Source organism: Thalassotalea sp. G20_0 (genome assembly GCF_017744175.1).
Taxonomy (GTDB): domain Bacteria; phylum Pseudomonadota; class Gammaproteobacteria; order Pseudomonadales; family Endozoicomonadaceae; genus Endozoicomonas.
The window spans coordinates 198,332-218,499 of record NZ_JAGHQV010000003.1 but is presented as its reverse complement, the minus strand read 5'-3'; the positions used below and the strand labels follow the sequence as shown (position 1 = coordinate 218,499).

Here is a 20,168-nt window from a genome sequence, read left to right as displayed (position 1 = left end):
TATCAAACAATATCTTGTCGAGATCCGTACCCGAATTATCATAATCTTCAATGGTATCCTTGCTGCCATCAGCCTTGATGACATAGATATCACTGCCAGAACCACCCAGAAGCCGGTCATTGCCCAAACCACCTTCGAGCCGGTCACTACCTCGACCACCTTCGAGAACATCAGCACCTGTTCCACCCAGCATGGTATCATTACCATCCTCTCCCATGAGCGTGTCATTTCCTTCTGAGCCTGATAGATGATCATCGCCTCCATGGCCGACCAACAAGTCATCCCCGCCAAGACCATCAAACTGGTTGTTCTGATCATCGCCATGCAGCTCGTTGTTACCTTCAGTCGCCTTCACTACAAGGCTTTCAAGAGTCTCTGAAACCCACTCAGCTTCAGAGCTCCCCTCATCACTGAACACAACTTTGTCAATCTTGTTCTGCTCTTGTCCATTAAAGTAGTTCTCTACTTGGATCTCATCCTCGCCTTCACGCACAAGGATAATCAGATCATTCCTCTGGCGCCTGACAACTACATCTTGAGAAAGAATACCCTCGCCCAGAATAATCTGATCGATATCTGAAGCACTCCCTTCATTCAGGATGCTATCCAGACCATCTCCGGTGTTATAGAGATAAGTGTCGTTACCTGCACCACCAAGCAGATAGTCATCCCCTTTGCCCCCCTTCAGAGTGTCATTACCAGCCTCCCCCCGAAGCTCATCATGACCGTGACTGCCTGTCAGCTGATCATTGCCAGCTCCTCCATAAAGGAAGTCATCATCCGCTCCCCCATCAAGCTGATCTTCTCCATCATCACCGTAGAGCCAGTCACTACCTTCATTACCCAGGAGCTGATCATTTCCTGCCTTGCCATAGATACGGTCATCGCCACCCAAACCATCTATGCTGTCGTCAGTTGAAGTACCGTGAAGCTCATCAGCCCCTTCAGTAATCACCTGGGAAGCAACATTTATCTGGTCAAACTGTGCTGGCCCTACATCCAGCTTGGTACCATCACTGAAAACAATGACATCAATATATTTTTTAGCTGCCCCTTCACTCTGAAAGTGATCCTCTATCCTGAGAACATCATCGCTGTCCTTAATCGACAGAACCAGATCATCCCCCTGCCTGACTATCGAGACACCATCAAGAGTCAAATCACCTTGCAGCTGTACGATATCGTAACGACCTGCTCCAGAATCGGCATTTTGGATTCGATCCCTGCCATAGCCTTTGCCAAATCGATACTGATCATTACCATCACTGCCAATCAGAAAATCATCACCAGTACCGCCATCCAACACATCATTACCTGCACCAGCAGAAATAGTGTCATTACCTTCAAGGCCAAAGAGATAATTATCGGAAGCATTGCCCTGAATAGAATCATTACCTGTGGAAGCATCCATCACAGCAGCAGTGACCAGCCCTATCACTTCATCAGAGTAACCACTCATGTCCTGAGTCTGAATATACTGATCAACTGAGCCTCTCAAAGCATCCAGATTGACTGTGGTGTAGACATTAACGCCTCTTACTGCCTGTACAAAGTCAGTAAGTATGTCCTGAGCAATGTCTGGTTTCTGCTGCGCATAATCGAACAGATTATCCACTACCTGAGTAAAGTCGCTCTGCCAGATGCCACTGGCAGCATTCTGAGACCAGGAAATTTCCTGAAAGAAGGGATTCAGATAGCTAGTGGCTGCCATTTGATAAAAGACGGTGTTCACCAGGTTATCAAAATAACCATTGTACATTCGGGCATATTGCTGGCCTGAGCCTCTGGGGTTATCCACTTCATAACCATAGAAAGATTCAAGGGCTCCAATTTTCCGGGCATCAACCGGTGATTGATAATGTGGACGGTAATCACCTTCCTGACCCGTCCAAGCGAAAATAATGGGTTCCATCAGAGCCTGGCGCTCAGCCCTGGTTTCCGCATTCACAAACTGCTCAACCAGTTTCTTTAACTCACCCGATTCATCCCTGGCCATCGCCTGATGCAAAGAGTGAGTAGTACCAAACCCTTTGGCATCGGGAAGCAGAAGTGCTATATCAAATGGCACATCAACCAGAACCTCCTGGGTGTCGGTAGGACTCCGATCAAACCAGATGTCGTTCATAGCCAGCACTTTGCCATTCTCATTGGTATAGTTGCCAACCTGTCGGTGTTCGTTGCCTGGTTCATCGGTAAAAGACTGGTTGGTGTAATTGGTAGACAGTGATTGAACACCTGCTTCCTCCAGAGTCAGCAACTCCCCTCCGTCTGTAACACCATTCTGATTGAGGTCACGAAAGACCCTAAGATCCGCGAAGCGTTCATCGCTGGCATTAACCAGTCCATCACCATTTGAATCCAGTTCAGTCAGCGCGGCAAAGCCATTGGTCGCCTGACTGCCATCTGAAAGCAGAGTGGAGTTACCAAACAGCTCGCGGCCATCATTGATCAGGCCATCACCATTACGATCCAGTGCCAGTAATCCATCATCAGCTCCTATAAAACCGGAACGCTCTTTGAAGCCATCACCGTCGTGATCAAAGTAAATACCTGACGATTGACCGACAGTTTCCAATCCGTCGCCATCAAGATCCAGAGCCAGGGGAGAAGCTGGAGTTGGGCCAGGGGCTTCTGGCGGGGGAGGGGGTGGTATGTCTTCCGATTCTCCATTCAGGGGATAGGGCTTGCCATCCATGGTATATCTATTTCCATGAAGATCGGTAATGACAATAGTACCGTTTGGCAAGATTTCGCCCGTGCCAATAATGCTCTTTTGCGGCCCGGTAGGATCAAGTGGATTTTCAGGCCTGTCCTCAGAATAATCGTACTCCATCAGAAGACCTTCGGGCGTTAACCAATATTGTTTATTGCCTTCTATCCTGAGCAGTAAGTTTGAATCTGGGGTAGTGCTACCTCCAGAGCCTTCTCCCGGATCTGTGCCTTCTCCCGGATCTGTGCCTTCTCCCGAACCTGTGCCTTCTCCCGAACCTGTGCCTTCTCCCGAACCTGTACCTTCTCCCGAACCTGTACCTTCTCCTGAACCTGTACCTTCTCCTGAACCTGTACCTTCTCCCGAACCTGTGCCTTCTCCCGAACCTGTGCCTTCTCCCGAACCTGTGCCTCCTCCCGAACCTGTGCCTTCTCCCGGATTCGTTCCGCCCCCTGGGCTTGTCCCTACAGTTTCATCTTCCTCCTCTTCTTCAATCGTGGAAAGCACGATACCCAACTGACCCGGATCAAAGTTCTCTATCGTCAAGGAGCCATTAACAACCAGATTTGATCCATCGAGAACATAGGTATGCCCTCCACCATAAAAGACATTTTCTGGTGAGTCTTTTTGTCGGGTTCCACCAAAAAGAGTCTTGCCATTAAAATTGACAACCCCATTACCATCAGAGTCGTTTATGACATCATTATCTCTGACAACATAAGTATCAAACCCCTGGCCACCTTCCAGAATATCCCGGTCATTATCATTTCCACCGTCGAGGTAGTCGTTACCAATGTCGTCCGTCAGAACATCTTGTCCCTCAAGACCACGCAGGGAATTATTACCATTACCACCGATGATAATATTATCAAGTTCGTTTCCTACACCTGTCGTATCAGACGCACCTGTTAACTCCAGATCTTCAACATAGTCCTGTAGAATGTGGCTGACCGATGCTTTTACAAGGTCATCACCACCATTTTGTCCATTACCAATTTCAACAGTCAGGTCATCAAAATTGTCTACATGATATATATCATCACCACCCAGACCTAGCATGGTGTCAGCGCCCTGACCACCGTTTAATTGATCTGCACCATAGCTACCAACAAGAAAGTCATCCTCAGCTCCTGAAATGATATTGCTACCATCTTCACCCGCAATAACCACTGCTGAACCATCATCAGAGACATCAATAGTTACTTTACCTGTCGAAGAATAGACCGCTAGAACTTTGGCATTTTTAATATAACTCTCAATCTCGCCTATTCTACCTTCTACAAGGCTTAATTCAGGCCTTTCTTTCAACCCATCTGTAATAAAATCTACAAATTGTGACTGCTGAAATTCATCCTCTTCAGGAATTTTAGAAAGATCAAGTTTTAAATTATCGCCTTGATCTACTAAAAAACCATCAATATCATTTTGACTCAAACTTTCATTAAAATAATAAAACTCAAAAACAACTTTAGTCAGTGAGTCATCCAGGCTGTTTAGATAAGCGGTATCAGGAATACTCCTTACCAACTCAATTTGTTCAGAAAAAGAATCCAGAGCACTAACAGAATCATTGCTTAAATCATGATCAATAAGCCTGTTTAAAAAATTAACTGGCCCATTAACCTCGGTAGTGCTCCTTGCATAGAGATCCTTATCAACAATCATGTCAAGAACTTCAGGATTCTTGTAGAGCATCTGCTCAAATTTTGATGAGCGCTCAGCCGCAAGAAGCAAACTCATTGAATGAAGAGTATAACCATCTATTCCATTCAGGTCTGACCCTTCAGCAACAACATTAAGTTCTTTTTTATCACCTGTAATAACAGGCATACCCTCATTTATCAGTAAATCATCAATAAACTCACCCTTAACTACTACTGAGCTGACATTTTGCTCCCTCTCATAAAACAAGCCATCCTGATAATTTTCCCGGTAGTGCTCTTCAAAAGTACCATCACCATTAAACTCTGAATAGGCCGTATTTAAATGCTCCCAGTACTCATTGTATGCAGGGTCAGCATTGATGTAGCCAGAATTCACCATATACTCATGGAGTTGGAGCATAGCCTGCTGGGAGTAAGCAGAATTTTCAAAGTTCGCAGGATCAAAAACCTGTGCAGGTTTATCAAACAGCACAGCCATCAAAGATGCCAGACCACCACCCAATGAGTGGCCGGTAAACGAAATATTTGCGTCCGGGTATTTTGCCTTGGTTGCAAAATACAAATCAACGGCTTGCTCTAGCTGCTGACTATAAGCTCCCGTTGCCAGTGGTGCATTTGCAACAATGGTATCATTGAGAACATTATCGGTACCCGAGAAGGCAATAACAACTTCAGTTCCATTCGTATAAACAGCTCCGGTGAAGTCACTTTTCTCATCAACTACCTTTTCCCCATCCATTTGCCAGCCAGATGGTAAGTCAATGGTATTGGCAACATTTGCATTATATACATGCAAGGCAAATTGCGCGTACATGCTGGTTTCTATTGTCATTATTTCACTTCCTTATTAATAGTATTTTCAGAAACTACTGATCACAACCACCACGTGAGTATGGTTTATTTGTAATGCATCGATAAGCTGGCCAGCCTCTACGCTTTAACCATCGCTCTTTTTTCTTTTTCAGATACCAACTTCCTTCACCGCCGTAGTTGACTGCTGCCAACATGTTGGCAGGTATTCTCTGTTCGATAAATTTCATTGAGACAGGGTATGGAACCCACTCGTTTTTCTCATAACGGAATTCTATGTATTTATATTCTGGCCTAGGAAGGCCAAGCAGAGTGACTCTTCTAGGACCATCCGTCGTATACCAGGTAGCAATTACAAACCACTGACCAGAGTCTGGGTCCCTGTCAAAAACAATCGGCGCGAAATCAAAATTCCATTCCTTAGGCTTATCAGGTGTATTACTATCTATGATACTTAGTGTCATATTCTTAACCTTCGTATACCCTGGCCCCCCAATAGGTGCACCTTTTCTCAAGTAGGCTGTCCTTTTTACCCACACCACTTCACCAGTCGACAAAGCTACCTCTTCCTTCCATGAAAAACGATTCTCACCATCCCAATCGACATACCAGTAAACCGCTACAATCGTTAAGACGAAGAAGGAAAACACTTTATGTTTTTTGATAAAAAGCCAAAGCTTTTTACTCAATCCAGCAATAAATTTCATCATTCCATTTCAACCTTTCAAAGCTAGCGCTCCCTGATACTCTCCTGCTTAAACCTCAAAAGCGGACTCAAAAAATACTCAATCAGGCGCCTTTGCCCTGTTTTAATTTCTACCGCTACACTCATTCCCGGAGCCAAATTCACCTTCCGGTTTTCTAATTGCATCCAGTCTTTTTCAATCTGAACATTGGCAAGATATCTCAAACCCAGTTTTTCATCGGGCACGGCATCGTTGGAAACGGAGGTTAAAGTGCCATCAATTAAACCGTATTTGGTGAAGTTAAAGGTGTCGATTTTCACTTCGGTGCTTTGACCTTCGTGAACAAAACCGATGTCTTTGTTCAGTATCCAGGCTTCCACTTCCATCTTTGCTTCGGCGGGGACGATCTGCATCAGTGCCTGTGCTGGCTGTACAACACCACCGATGGTATGGACCTGTAGTTGTTGCACCGTGCCATCAATGGGCGAGGCGATTTTTTGTTGGTCGTGCAACTCTTCTGCTTTGATGCGTTCCTGCTCCAGTGTGTCCAGCTGACGACGCAGCAGTTCCTGCTGATCCAGACTTTCCCGGCGAGTCTGGGCATGGAGGCTGGCCAGTTCATGTTGCAACGCTTCCGCTTCTGCAGCCAGTTGATTAACAGCGGCGCTTTGAGCCTTGATATCTTCCTCCAGCTCGATACGCTGTTGTTCCAACTCAAGGTACTGCACTTTAGAGCCGTAGCTCTTGTCGTAAAGGGCTTTCAGTGATTGGGTGCGCTCTTCAATAATGGGCAGCACCCGTTTTAGCTTGTTCACCTGAACAGCAATGGTTTGTTGCTCTGCCCGCTTGCTTTTTTCCTGACTAATCAGAGCGTGTGCTGATGTTTTGTAATCTTCGATTTGTTGAAATAGCAACTGCTCTTCGAAGATTTGAGATTCGATAGATTGCTCTTTGCTGGCAGCGTAGGTCGGTAACGCTTTGTGCGTTGCCAACAATAAAGTTTGACGATTAACTACACCTTCACAAATGTTTATCGTTGTTTCTTGGGTTTGTGTCGGTAACACCTTCGGCGTTACCGAACTACATTGATCGAGGAAGTCAACAAACGCCTGCTGTCTGATAAGCTGCAAACTCAGTGCCGAGATTTCTTGTTGTAACCGAACGTTTTCCGCCTCAGTGACTGTTCCTACCAAAGTGATCAGTGGGTCACCTGCTTTCACTTCATCACCTTCCCGAACATGAATCGCCTGCACCTCACCAATCACCATCGGCTGAATGGTTTTAACCCGCTCACCGGGTATGATTTTTCCCTGTGCTGTGGCCACAATATCGATTTTACCAAAGCATGCCCAGAGAATGGCGATGATAAACAAAGTGATAATTACTTTAACGATAACCCTGCTTGCCGGACTGGCTGGGGTATCTTCCACCTCCAGTGCCGCTGGCAGAAACTGACGACGGGTGTAATCCAGAGATTCTGGGCGCTCCGTTCGACTGAGCAACGCCTTGGTTGCTTTTGAGAACAGTGATTTCATCTACACTGCCTCCCGTAAGCCATGTTGATGAGCATTCAACCTTGCGTAATGACCACCTTGTTTTACCAACTGATTATGATCACCTTCTTCCACAATTCTCCCTTTATCCATAACGATAATGCGGTTGGCTTCCCGCACCGTGGAAAGACGGTGAGCAATAATAAAGACCGTGCGCCCCTGACTGATCTTTTTCATGTTTTGCTGGATGATGTGTTCCGATTCATAATCCAGGGCACTGGTGGCTTCATCAAAGATCAAGATTTTCGGGTTGGTGAGTAACGCACGGGCAATAGCAATGCGCTGTTTCTGTCCGCCGGAAAGCGAGCTGCCTTGTTCACCCACATTGGTGTCGTAACCTTCGGGCAATTCCAGGATAAAATCATGGGCACCGGAGAGTTTCGCCGCTGCCATCACCCGTTCGATGGATGCACCCGGATCGGCCAGGGCAATGTTGTCCCGCACAGAACGGTTGAACAGGAAGTTTTCCTGCAGTACTACGCCCACTTGTCGCCTGAGCCAGGCGGGTTCCACCAGTGCCAGGTCAACACCATCCACTAATAGACGACCAGATTCGGGTACATACAAGCGTTGCACCAGCTTGGTCAGCGTACTTTTACCGGAGCCAGAGCGACCAACAATACCAATCACTTGTCCGGGGTTGACCGTGAGCGATACACCATTGAGTACAGCAGGTCGGTCTGGCTGATAACGGAAGGTCACGTGCTCAAAACGAACCTGACCTTTTAAGGCGGGTAATGTGGTACGGTTCGGATCGTGCCCCGGCTCTGTGGGGGTATTCAGTACATCGCCCAATCGTTGCACTGAAATGCCGGCCTGCTGAAAATCCTGCCAGAGCTGCACCAGCTTCAGAATAGGAGAACTCACCCGACCGGCAATCATATTAAAGGCGATCAACATACCAACAGACAGTTCGCCATTGATGACCAACGTGGCACCTACCCATAACGTAAGCACTGTAACGACTTTATTGATTAACCCAGCAAACTGGCTGGCAATATTGCCAAGATTCATAGCTCTGAAGGATGCCGACACATAAGCCGCCAGCTGGTCTTCCCAGTACCGCTGCATCTGGGGTTCTACGGCAGAGCTTTTGATGGTTTCTATGCCGGTGACGGACTCCACCAGGAAGGATTGGTTTTCGGCACCACGCTTGAATTTCTCATTCAGCCGCGCACGGAGAATCGGGGTAACGATTAAAGAGAGCAGGATATAAAACGGAATGGAACCCAACACAATCCAGGTCAACGTTGGGCTGTAAAAATACATCACCACAAAAAAGACGACGGTGAATAACAGGTCAATACACAAGGTCAAGGCAGAACCCGTAATAAATTCACGAATGGTGTCCAGCTCCCGAACCCGGGCCACCGTATCTCCCACCCGACGAGCCTGAAAGAACGCAATGGGCAATCGAAGCAAATGGTTGAACAGCCGGGAGCCAAGCACCACATCGACTCTGTTGGTGGTGTGACTGAACACATAATTCCTGAGGCCATTCAGAACAATATCAAAAAATGAGAGCACCAAAAGGCCAAACGCTAATACGTCTAACGTCGTTAAGGCCTGGTTAACCAGAACCTTGTCGATAATCACCTGAAAGAACAGCGGGGTGATCAGGGCAAATAATTGAATAAAGAATGAAGCCAGCAGCACTTCAGACAATAGTTTCTTATGCCTTAGAAGGGCTGGTATAAACCAACTGAAATCGAACTTAGAAAAACCTCCCGGTAAACGGGAGCGTTTGGTCAACAACAAGATGTCACCAGAAAGCATTGTTTCCATAACATCGAAAGAGACCGCTTCCGGTGCTGATTTGGATGGTTGCTGAATCAGCACCTTTCCTTCATGCACCCGAGCAATAATAAAAAAGCTACCATCAACATGACGGGCGATAACGGGTAAAGGTAAATCAGAGAGTTGATCAATGGCTATGGAGACTTTGCGAGCCTTTAGCTTCAGGGATTTTGCAGCCCGGAGCATGCCAATGTTATCCAGAGGTATGTCAGCATCACCAAACTGATGAAGTATTTGCTCAGCCTCTGCTGCAAGACCATGAAATTTGGCCAGCATAACCAGGCAATGAATGCCAGTATCTGTTGATTTGAATTGACTCACTACTACGACTGTCCAGGTACTTATTTTTATGAATGGACATCATGCCTGATGTAGAACACGAACTATCAGCTGGAAGCTCGGTGAACGAAAGGGGGGGATGAAATAACTGCCATTCTTTTTAGCTTCTGATAGCCACTGATGACAGTTGATAGCCTTCCGAGCATTTACGAAAGATCAGAAATAAACAATACGGCCACGAATGTAGGCCATCATTCCTCGGGTCATTCCATGTAGCCCTTTAAGTATTGAGTTGTCCTTATTGAGTGCCAAAATAATTCAAACAGCAGTTTAAGTCAGTGTCAATAGCTATAAATAAAGTTGATATATTTTTTGACTTTGTTCACATAATTGCCAAGCCTTCAAGGCTTCCAAAGCATCCACAGAATTACAGCCGGGTATTCGTTACAATTCACGACAGAGATAATCGTAGGGTTCCAGTCCATTAGCCTTTCCACCTTCGATCAGGCTGTAGAAAATGGTACTGGCCTGAGGGCCAAAGGACTTCTTTTTCAGCCACAGCACCGTATCCGGCGTATCCATCAGTTTGCTGATACGGGAACCATAGATTATTTAAGAACTGGTCTGTGGTTCCCTTTTTGATTGTTCACGCCTGCGGTTTACTGAATATTATTCCTGTTTTACCGAACTGAGACTTTGCTTCTTACGCATTGACTCCCCTGACAGTTCCAGACGGTGTGAACGGTGAATCAGACGATCCATAATGGCATCCGCTGTTGTGGGTTCATCAATATAAACATGCCACTGGGTAACAGGTAATTGAGAGGTAATCACCATGGCCCCTTCTCCAGTTCGCTCTTCTATGATGTCCAGCAAATCCTGTCGGCCCATATCTGACAGTGGTGACATTGCCCAGTCATCCAGAATTAGCAGATTGGTACGTGTCAGCAGGCTGCGAAGCTTGGGTAATGAACCGTCCTTGCGGGCAATATCCAGCTCTTCCATCATCAGCCCGAACCGCTTATAGACTACGGAATGGCCAAGCCGGATTGCTTCATTGCCAAGAGCACAGGCCAGCCAGCTTTTACCAGTACCCGTGGGACCTGTAATCAATAAAAACTGATTTCTGGTTATCCAGTCGCATCGACACAGTGTTTCTAATGCGCCCCGATCAATCCCCCGATTGGCCGCATAATCAATATCCTCCACATAGGCGCTGGCCTGCTTGATTTTTGCCGCCTTCCTGAGTCGTTGCTGTTTGCGCTGCTTACGATCCAGAGTTTCAGCTTCAAGTAACAGGCTGAGACGATCTTCAAAAGGCAGTTTCATCTGGTCGGGTGTTTCAAACATACGGGACAATGCTTGCTCAAAGCCCGGTAGCCGAAGCTCTCTGATTTGCTCTATCAGTTGTTGCGTACTCATTTCAAATGACCTTCGTAATCCGCATAGTAAGAAGCACCCCGGACATTGGAGTGGGCAGGAAGCTTGTGTTGTGTGGTGGTTTCCGTAATCTGCTGTCCATCAAGGTGGCATTGCAGAATTGAGTGCACGCTGGATACAGTGAGAGAATGAATTTCGGTCACACAGGTGCAGGCATTCATGAATCGCTGCACTCCATAGTGCCGACACAATTTTTGCAGCTTGCTACAGGCTCGTATGCCTTTTAAGGAATGTTCAGGCAGGTTCTCAAACTGCGCTGTCACAACTGCCAGCACATCGGCACTCTGTTCTTTGGCCCAGTTGATAAAGTAATCCCGGGTCTGGTTTGCGTATGCCTGATGCTGGGTAGGGCGGTGCTCCGGATAGGTAGTTGCGCCCTCTTTGCGATTACTTCTGGGGTGTATTGCCACCCGATGGTGCTGATGGAATATTTCGACTTTCTGATGGCTTACCTTCACTTCCACTTTGGCACCAGCCAAGGTGTAGGGAACGGAATAGGCATGATTATAAACGTAGATATGATAGTCTCCAGGCACGGTCTGTGCAGGAAGCCATACACCGTATTCAAATGGTTGTGCTGGTAATGGCTGGAGAGCAGAACCTTCCGTTTCATCAAATCGACTCTGACGGCAGCCCTCGTAACGTTTGAAGTTCCGTTTGTTGAGGGCTGGCAATAGCACTTTGATGGCCTGGTTAATTTCATCGAGAGCAAAAAACTGGCGACGCTTCAGTACCGTGGTGATCCACCGGGTGACCAGAAGCACACCTATCTCGCCCAGAGATTTATCTTGCGGGCGGCGAACCCTCGCCGGTTCAACCACGAAGCCATAATGATCAGCCAGCTCCTGGTAGGCTCGATTAATCGTTATAAAACGCCCGGTTTTGGTGACAGCGGACTTTAGATTATCCGGTATGATCAGCCTGGGAGTACCTCTATAGAACTTCAACATCTGCTCGTGAGCATAAATCCAGTCTTCCTGCTTTTGAGAGACTGTGGCCATACAGAAGATTAACTGTGAGTAGCCAAGCACTCCCACGAACAGTTCCACCTTTTGCGTCTGGCCTGTTGCAGAATCAACAAACGACAAACGTTTACCTGCATAATCGACAAAACAGACATCACCCGGCTCGTAATGTTGTCGCATGCATAAATCAATGGTTTTTCGGTAATCCCGGTAATATTTATTGAACTGGCTATAACAGTACGCATCGTCAGGGTTGATACGACGGTATTCCTCCCATATCTGCAGACGGCACTGATGCTTGTCCTGCAATAACTTATGAATTTGCGACCAGTCTGGAGCCCGCTTTTCCGGTTTAAGCCCCGAGGAAGAGCTGGCCAACCGAAACAAAGCAGGGTCATCCAGCTGTTTCACTTCTTCCCAACAGCACTCACTTTTATTGATTCGCGACCGGTATCGTCGAACGGTTGTTTTTGATAACTGCGTCAATTGAGCAATATGGCGATTTGAGAAATGGGTTGACAGCAGCAAGCGCAAAAGCTCACGCAAGGTAGATGGCTTCATGCATCCTCCTTGTTTTCATCAAGAACACGGGAAAACAAGGCAAGCTCAACCCTTCCGATCAATGCGGACATTTGACAGGGGTGAGCTGGAAAGCTTAAATAGGAGGGTGAGAAGCGTCTCATCCCCCCGTGAAAAGCCAGAGTCCCGACGACTCTGGCTTTTTGCTTTCAGTGCCTTGAAATGGAATAACAAGCTTTCTCAGTTACTCATTGCTATTCCTCTTCAGTCGTGTTGAACGAGTTTTCAATACTCTGTTTTGCCAGCCACCGGGCAACATCAGCGACCAGGACAAATCGCCCCCGCCGCTTGGGCATAGTAAACAGCCTCACAGGAAAATGGTGCTGATTGATGGCCTGGCGCAATGCGCCCATGGTGCGATACCCCATTGCCTGACGAAGTTGCTCCCCGCTCAATACCGGTGAGCGATAAAGCGTCAGCAGGTCACTTTCCAGTTTGGCCGATAACGCGGTCACCCTCGCCTCAGGCTGTCCAGTACTCAAGCTAACCTCCACACATCTATATCAGTGATAAGTGGTCATTTAGTAAGAATACGCGCTTTTACAATTCTTGCGTAGCGGCTTATTTTTAGAAAAAAGGCACGACTTTTTTTACATTGAAAAAGATAAGTGCTGATATACCAAGGCCTTGCCGGGCACAGCGCAATTTTCGCACATCCAATGCGCAATTTTTTCTTATGTATTCCTTTACTGATTACAAACGTTTGTCGCGGAGGACACGATCCTTGGCCACGCGATACTGGGTTGCCTGGATAAAAGAAGCTCTTGGGGTAAAAACCGCTTACCAGATTAAGAAGTGCTTGCTGGAAGACTCTGTTTTGGCAGAGAAGAAACCCGGCTGGCTGAACCATTCTTCAAGGTTCTGGAACAGAAAGGAAAACGGACAGCCTGCCTCTTGCATATTCTGGCTAACCGTGAACGCTCATTCTGGCAAAGCGTGAACGCGATTCTGGAAATCGGCTAAAAATGTTCACGATCAGCCAGAATCCATGTTCACGCTTGGCCAGAATTCGTGTTCACGCTTTGCCAGAATGAGCGTTCACGTTTACCAGAATGCGCACCATGAGGTTTTTGCACATATAATGGATTAGAAATTCGAATATTTTATGAACAATCGCTCAAAAATGTAGGCAACACGTTTTGTTATCTGTATAAAATCTAGCCAATAGCGGCAGCTTGGCAAAACTGACGGCTAAATTGGCTGGGTTTTCTGACAGGCACTAGATAACAGTACCAGTAACCAAGGAAAAGTATGCGCTCTCCGAACCCCAAAATCTTGACACGTTAAACATTAGCTCCATCAGCCTATGGTAGAATTTTGGCTTGAACAGATTGACTCTCTGCACTCACAAAAGCCAAACCAAACGACAAAAAATAGTCATCGTACTTCGAACCAAAAATCTCATTAAAAACAAAGAGCTAAAAGTTTTGACAAAATTTATTTAATTATCTTTTTACAGCATTCTCAGAATCGGTTAATTTTGACAAAATTTATTCAAAAAACGGCAAACTGTAACTTATTGATTTATATAAGCAGTTTTGACAAAAATTATTCAAATGGACCACCAGGAGTGTCTGTCTTCTGAAGTTGCCGGGAAATATTTCGGCAGGAAAGATTCGTCCATCGAACTTCCTGCCTCATAAGATCACCACCGGTGTGATCGTGTAGAATACGAAGGATGGTATTAATGGCTCGTTACTATAGAGGCGAAATATCAGAATCATTTCAGGACAATTTCTTTATACTATTATCCCTTGCAGTGCTTCTTCAGCGTACTCGTTATTGCTGAAATATCCTGATTGAGCTGTGACTAATAATTGTGCAGCAGCATGAGCGATGAAAGGCCTTAAAGGTGTTGCAATTTTTGCAGCACGATCTGCAAATGTTTTGGATGAGCCAGTTACAGCTGCTTTATTTTCCAAATCTACAATTTTACTGACATTTTCGGGTGTTAGTTTCATTTGCAGCAATGTTGGATTTCCTTTTTTCTTATCATATACATTCAAGATATTTTCAGAACATCCTGTCGTAACCGAAAAGATTTGCGTAGCTGCTGACACTAAATCCCCAGTTGTTGGCTTCATCATACACTACCTCCTTGTGTACTTATTCATTATTTATAAATATATATTCAATTTAAATAAATTATTATTAGACATAAGTCTAAGCCGGATATTTCATAAACTGCCCCGAATCTCGCGCGGGACTTTGTCGCTCTAAGGGATTTTGTGAGGAAGCGCCGTACCGGGGAGTACGGTCGACTGAACAAAACTCCCATAGAGCGGCAAAGGAGAAGCGAGATTCGGGGCAGTTTATGAAATATCCGGGTTAATGGACACATAGCTAATGATCACCTGGCCCAACCCAGCCTACAGTCCACATTAAGTGGGTAACCTTACCCGGCTTGCGGGTCAGTATTGCTGGTTTTAGCGAATAGTTATGTTGAAACTCTGAAATATCGTTATATCCCTTGCAGGACAAGAGATTTGACGATTTTGCCCATTCACCCACTGGGCGAGTATGTGGATTCGGATGAGCAAACACTCCTGCTAGGAGGCTGACCGGGAATAGCGCCCGTAACGAGGATTGCGAGAAATTGAGGATAAAAATTTCTGATTCTGAGGAGAATAGCGGGGCTATTTGACGAAGAAGCAGGAATTTTTAGACCAATTTATCGCAACCGCAGTAGGGCAGTCTATTCTCGGTCAGCCTCCTAGGGATTTCATCGACTTTATCGAGTTCAGCTGCGGAATATAGGATAAACCCCGGGCGGCCTCCCTTTGAGACTATTAACCAACAAACTATTGCCAGATCTCGCCCAGTAAGGTGTCCGGGGGGAAGTGCCACGCCAATTGCGCCTGCAGCAGCTCGGCGGTGGCCAGGGCATCGGTCAGTGCGTGGTGAGGCTGGTAGGCAGGCAGGCCATAGCGCTCACGGGAGCGCCCCAGTCTGACCGATCCCGGCCTTTTGCCCCGCAGGCGGTTAAGCCAGCCTCTGCATGCGCGGTGCTGAATGGCAGCCTCAATATCCAGGGTATCAACGACGGGGAAGATAATGCCTTCACCCAGGCGTTCACGCAACGCCCGGTCCATAAACTCACGTTCAATCTGCTTGTAGTGAACCACCACGATTTTTCCGGCCAGGGCGTTAAGCACCTGGTCCAGCACCACCTCCAGATCCGGTGCCTGCTCCAGATCCGAGTGAGTGATGCCATGAATGACAACCGATTCCTTATTCAGGGGTCGGTTGGGGTTAACGATCCAGTGCGCTGAACCTTTGCACTGGATACGCTGTCGGGTAAAGGGTACCAGACCAATGCTGATGATCTCGTCCTCGTCGGGGTTCAGACCGGTGGTTTCAAAGTCAAGTGCCACAAATGGCACCTGACTCACCGATGTTTCCGGCCCTGCAGGCAACACCCGGTAAAACCGTTTAAGCCGGGCGTCCTGAGCTTCAAGTGCCAATTCAGCAAACCGCTCTGACCAGTTGGGGGTATCACGGGTGTCGAGCAGCAGCTCACTATGGGGTTCGGCTCTCAGCAGGGAGATCATGAGTGACTCCTTTGATAGCGGAACTTAATAAAGCTTTGCGCGTTACTGAGGATCTGGAACGCAGCCTTGAGGTTACGGCGCTCGAAATCCGACATATTTTCCGGTTCAACGCTGTTGTCCGGTTGTTCGCCCTGCTCCACATCCAGAGCCTGGTGGCGGATTCGCACCATATAGATCAATTCCATGGCATCACGCAGATCCTGTGCCCGACCCTTGGGCAGGATGCCGGCAGCAATGATGTCATCCAGACGCTCAAAGGAGTTTTTCGCCAGTGAGCCAACGGCCATCGCGTGCACCCGCACCAGGTCCGCCAGAGGAGCGGTACCACGCCGCTTGAGGTTGATAGAGTTGCGGTGGCGACCATCCTGCTCCATCACAAAGTCCTTGAAAAAGCCCAGGGGCGGCGTACGATTGATCGCGTTATGAGCCATGCAGGCCAGGAAACGGTTGTTGCGACGGGCACGACGCACTACAAAGCCCTGCAGTTGCTCCGCCCATTTCAGGCGGCCATAAACCCCTTCGATGTCGAAGAAGATGGAGGAATGGAGCAGAGTTTCCGGGTTGGGTTGATCAATCCATTGGGCAAAGCACTCCTCCCACTGAGTATGGGTCATGCGCCATTGCGGATTGGACGCCATAATACCGCCGCTGCAGTAGCTGTAGCCACAGTCGTTGAGGCCATCGCAAATGATGTCGGCCAGGCGTTTAAAGTACTCACCGTGTTCCGCTTCATCATAACTATCATCCAGAATCAGGGCGTTGTCCTGATCAGTCACGATCAGCTGCTCATCACGGGCCATTGAACCCATCGCCAGCAGGCAATAGGGAACAGGCGGTGCCCCCAGCTCCTCTTCGGCAATTTCCGCCAGGCGCTGTTTAAAGCTGCGGCCAATCACCGACATGGCACTGCCCACCATATGAGCATTAGCATCTTCATCCACCATACGCACAAAGCAATCTTTTACCTGTCTGGAAACGGCTTTCAACTCATCGACGGTATGGCAGGTAAAGATTGAGTGGACCAGCAACAGGCTGTTTTGGGATTCGTAGCGGACGATGTCGGTCATACCGATGATGCCGATGACGTTTCTGTCCTTCCGAATTGGCAGATGATGCAGGTTGTAGCGCAACATCATCAACATGGCTTCAAACACGTAGGTGTTGTAATCCACGGTCACCACATCGGTACTCATCACCTCGGCAACGGTGGTGTCCGTATTCAGACCGGCAGCCAGCACCCGCACACATAAGTCACGCTCGGTCACGATACCGAGCAGGGTATCTGCCTCATCCTTTGATTCATCCTGTTGGTTCACCACCAATAGCGATGTGACGTTCTCGTCATCCATCAACCGGGCTGCCGCCTGGATAGTCGTATCCACAGAGACGGTCACCGGCTCCCGGGCAACGAGTTTACGGGCTTTTACGGTGGTCAGGTTATTGCCTTTGGCGCGGTTCGAGATAGCATTGCGCAGCTGGTTGCCGTCATGCAACTCCATAAAATCGGCAAAGTGATCAAACTCATCACAGAGGCTTTTGAACAGGGCATCGGGAATGCAGTAAACCAGGGTGTCTTCAATGGCCCTGGCTGGCATCCTTACCTTGTTGTTCATCAACAGCCCTTTCTGACCAAACACTGCGCCGCTGTCCAGACGGTTATAAAGCTCACCTTTGCGCAGGTAGATCTCCACAACGCCACTGCGGATCAGGTAGAGGTCCCGAATACTATCCCCCTGATTGAGGATCATGCTGTCAGCCCGATAGTAAGCCACCTCAATATTCAGGGTGATTTCTTTGAGCTTCTCTTCTGGTAACTCGTCAAAGGGCGGGTACTGCGAGATAAAGTTGAGTACTTCCAGCTGTTCCGCTTCCATCTTCGATTCCGGCAAGTATGAGGTTGATCGGGTAGCTACCACCGTGCCCTGTATTAAGCCACCCTTTTCTGGCCAGTACTGTGGGCTTAGGGAACGGGAATGGTAAACATCTAAAAAAAGGGGCTCATAGCCCCCTTTTTTCTTTTTTCAGCGCGGAGCTTATTTGGTCGAAAACGCCAGTGCGCCGGGCTTGTTGGCCGGTTTTCTCGGCTCGCTGACCAGGCCCTTCAGCAGTGAGAAAGTTGCCAGTAGCAGGACCACGGTAAAGGGCAAACCGGTGGTGACCGCCATGGCCTGTGCCGCAGCCAGGCCACCACCCAACATCAGGGCAATCGCCACCAGGCCCGCGAAGCTACACCAGAAAATGCGCTGCGCCATAGGCGCGTCCACTTTACCGCCGGCGGCGATGGTGTCGATGACCAAAGAGCCGGAGTCTGCTGAGGTAATAAAGAACACCACCACCAGGATGATACCCACCACTGAGGTGATCTCAGCCAGCGGCATCACGTCCAGCATGGCGAACAGCTTCAGCGGCAGTTCCGCGTTAAAGACCGCCTGGTAGCCATCGTTAACGTATTGGCTCATGGCGGTACCGCCAAACGCCGTCATCCACAGCACACACACCGTTGACGGAATCAGGATCACGCAGGTGATGAACTCACGCACGGTACGGCCACGGGAAACACGGGCGATAAACATACCCACGAACGGTGACCAGGAGATCCACCAGGACCAGTAGAAGGCAGTCCAGCCCTGGGAAAAGTTCGCGTCCTCACGACCAAACGGCATCGACAGCGCTGGCAGATACCCCAGGTACGACAGGATATTGTCGAAGAAGCCCCCCATAATGGCGGCAGTAGGGCCCACAACAATAACGAACACCAGCAGCAAAGCGGCCAGCCCCATGTTGATCTCTGACAGACGCTTCACGCCACCGTCCAGACCCGCCACAACAGAGATCAGTGCCAGAGCGGTAATCGCCAGGATCAGCATCACCTGGGTACTGTTGTTCAGCGGGATATCGAACAGGAAGTTCAGACCGGTCATCGCCTGAGAGGCTCCATACCCCAGCGAGGTTGCCAGACCGAAGACGGTGGCAACGACAGCCAGAATGTCGATGACATGACCTGTCCATCCCCAGATACGCTCACCGAAAAGTGGGTAGAAGATGGAACGCATCGTCAGGGGCAGACCTTTGTTAAAAGAGAAGATGGCCAAACCCAATGCCAGCAGCGCATAGATGGACCAGGGGTGCAATGCCCAGTGGTAAATGGTGGCAGCCATGCCCAGCGCCTGAGCACCTGCATTATCACCCTCTGCACCATTGAGCGGTGCCCAGTCAGTACGTACGCCATCTTCAATGGTGACACCGCCCAGGGAGGAGCTGAAGTGAGACATCGGCTCGGACACACCGAAGAACACCAGACCAATACCCATACCAGCGGCAAACAGCATCGCCAGCCAGCCTGCATAGCTGTAGTCCGGCTCAGCTTCGGTGCCACCTATACGTACCCGTCCAAGTGGCGTCACGATCAGCGCCAGGCAGACCAGTACGAAAATATTGCTGGCGGACAAAAAGAACCAGTCCATATTCGACGTCAACCATCCACGCAGGCCTTCAAAGAAAGGCTCAACACTGTTCCGGAAGGCCAGTGTCAATACGACGAACATGACGATCGACAGACCTGAAATCGCAAAGACCCGGTTATGGATATCCAAACCCAGTGGCCCCACTTTAAGGGCAATATTATCCTGGCCAATCTGATAGTCTGTATCAATCGCCTTGACCTTACCGTCAGGGCGCTGAATACCACCGTTATTTTCGCTCACATCATATTCCTCAAGATGCGGCCTTAAGCAAACGGTTGGAGAACGCTGTCAATTGGTCGTGCACTGTCTCAAAGCCCAGCACCTTTGATGATGGGCAGAAAAACGGACACCTTGTGGGATAAACAAGGGGGGTGAAAAATCAACCAAACAGACGATACTTCGTGCTTAGACTGGCATTCAGTTCAGTACCCGTTATGATCTGAACTGAGCGCATAGCCTTACCGCTTACACAGTCGCAATTATTATTACTTAAACCAGAGTCACCCGGCATTACAGGAAAACCTGAGTAAAACCATATCCTTACATTCGGATTATCTACTATAAAGCCTGCTTGATACAACATGAAATAAATATGACGGCAAGTTGGGGCAGGAAAAATGAGATAAGAGGCCTTTGGTTAACTTCATATCAAACCCTCTTGAGGTTAACC

General features: G+C 48.2%; 13 protein-coding genes. 1 reads left to right on the top strand and 12 read right to left on the bottom strand.

The window, feature by feature from the left end:
- From J7438_RS02945 to J7438_RS02910, 8 genes are all read right to left on the bottom strand, one after another.
- Nucleotides 1–5,206 (bottom strand): SPM autocatalytic domain-containing protein (locus J7438_RS02945; RefSeq protein WP_286196347.1); only part of this gene is annotated, 5,206 nt, incomplete at its 3' end.
- Nucleotides 5,207–5,240: 34 nt separating this feature from the next.
- The gene (locus J7438_RS02940; protein WP_209275392.1) at nt 5,241–5,894 is read right to left on the bottom strand and encodes a hypothetical protein; all 654 of its coding nucleotides are present in this window, start codon (nt 5,892–5,894) and stop codon (nt 5,241–5,243) included.
- 20 nt (nt 5,895–5,914) lie between these two features.
- Nucleotides 5,915–7,300: an HlyD family type I secretion periplasmic adaptor subunit gene (locus J7438_RS02935; RefSeq protein WP_209275391.1), complete on the bottom strand. Its 1,386-nt coding sequence runs from the start codon at nt 7,298–7,300 to the stop codon at nt 5,915–5,917.
- A gap of 105 nt (nt 7,301–7,405) precedes the next feature.
- Entirely contained in the window at nt 7,406–9,541 is a 2,136-nt protein-coding gene (locus J7438_RS02930; protein WP_209275390.1) for a type I secretion system permease/ATPase, read from the bottom strand.
- Between the two features lie 402 nt (nt 9,542–9,943).
- The gene (locus J7438_RS02925) at nt 9,944–10,081 is read right to left on the bottom strand and encodes a transposase domain-containing protein (RefSeq protein ID WP_209275389.1); all 138 of its coding nucleotides are present in this window, start codon (nt 10,079–10,081) and stop codon (nt 9,944–9,946) included.
- Between the two features lie 87 nt (nt 10,082–10,168).
- Entirely contained in the window at nt 10,169–10,921 is a 753-nt protein-coding gene (istB, locus tag J7438_RS02920) for an IS21-like element helper ATPase IstB (protein ID WP_209275388.1), read from the bottom strand.
- Nucleotides 10,918–12,465: an IS21 family transposase gene (gene istA, locus J7438_RS02915; RefSeq protein WP_209275387.1), complete on the bottom strand. Its 1,548-nt coding sequence runs from the start codon at nt 12,463–12,465 to the stop codon at nt 10,918–10,920. Before istA ends, istB begins: the two co-directional genes overlap by 4 nt.
- Nucleotides 12,466–12,677: 212 nt before the next feature.
- Nucleotides 12,678–12,965 carry a hypothetical protein gene (locus J7438_RS02910; RefSeq protein WP_209275386.1) on the bottom strand — a complete coding sequence of 96 codons (288 nt, stop codon included), beginning with the start codon at nt 12,963–12,965 and terminating at the stop codon, nt 12,678–12,680.
- Nucleotides 12,966–13,278: 313 nt separating this feature from the next.
- Between J7438_RS02910 and J7438_RS02905 the strand changes: the two genes are divergently transcribed.
- Entirely contained in the window at nt 13,279–13,446 is a 168-nt protein-coding gene (locus J7438_RS02905; protein ID WP_209275385.1) for a hypothetical protein, read from the top strand.
- Between the two features lie 776 nt (nt 13,447–14,222).
- On the opposite strand, the gene J7438_RS02900 is transcribed toward J7438_RS02905, so the two are convergent.
- The 4 genes from J7438_RS02900 to J7438_RS02885 form a co-directional block, all read right to left on the bottom strand.
- Entirely contained in the window at nt 14,223–14,570 is a 348-nt protein-coding gene (locus tag J7438_RS02900; protein WP_209275384.1) for a hypothetical protein, read from the bottom strand.
- Nucleotides 14,571–15,284: 714 nt separating this feature from the next.
- The gene (locus tag J7438_RS02895; protein ID WP_209275383.1) at nt 15,285–16,034 is read right to left on the bottom strand and encodes a 3'-5' exonuclease; all 750 of its coding nucleotides are present in this window, start codon (nt 16,032–16,034) and stop codon (nt 15,285–15,287) included.
- Nucleotides 16,031–17,908, bottom strand: a complete 1,878-nt coding sequence (locus J7438_RS02890) for a DUF294 nucleotidyltransferase-like domain-containing protein (protein WP_209275382.1) — start codon at nt 17,906–17,908, stop codon at nt 16,031–16,033. The genes J7438_RS02895 and J7438_RS02890 overlap by 4 nt, the downstream gene beginning before the upstream one ends.
- 159 nt (nt 17,909–18,067) lie before the next feature.
- Nucleotides 18,068–19,738 carry a BCCT family transporter gene (locus J7438_RS02885; protein ID WP_209275381.1) on the bottom strand — a complete coding sequence of 557 codons (1,671 nt, stop codon included), beginning with the start codon at nt 19,736–19,738 and terminating at the stop codon, nt 18,068–18,070.
- Nucleotides 19,739–20,168 lie beyond the last annotated feature (430 nt).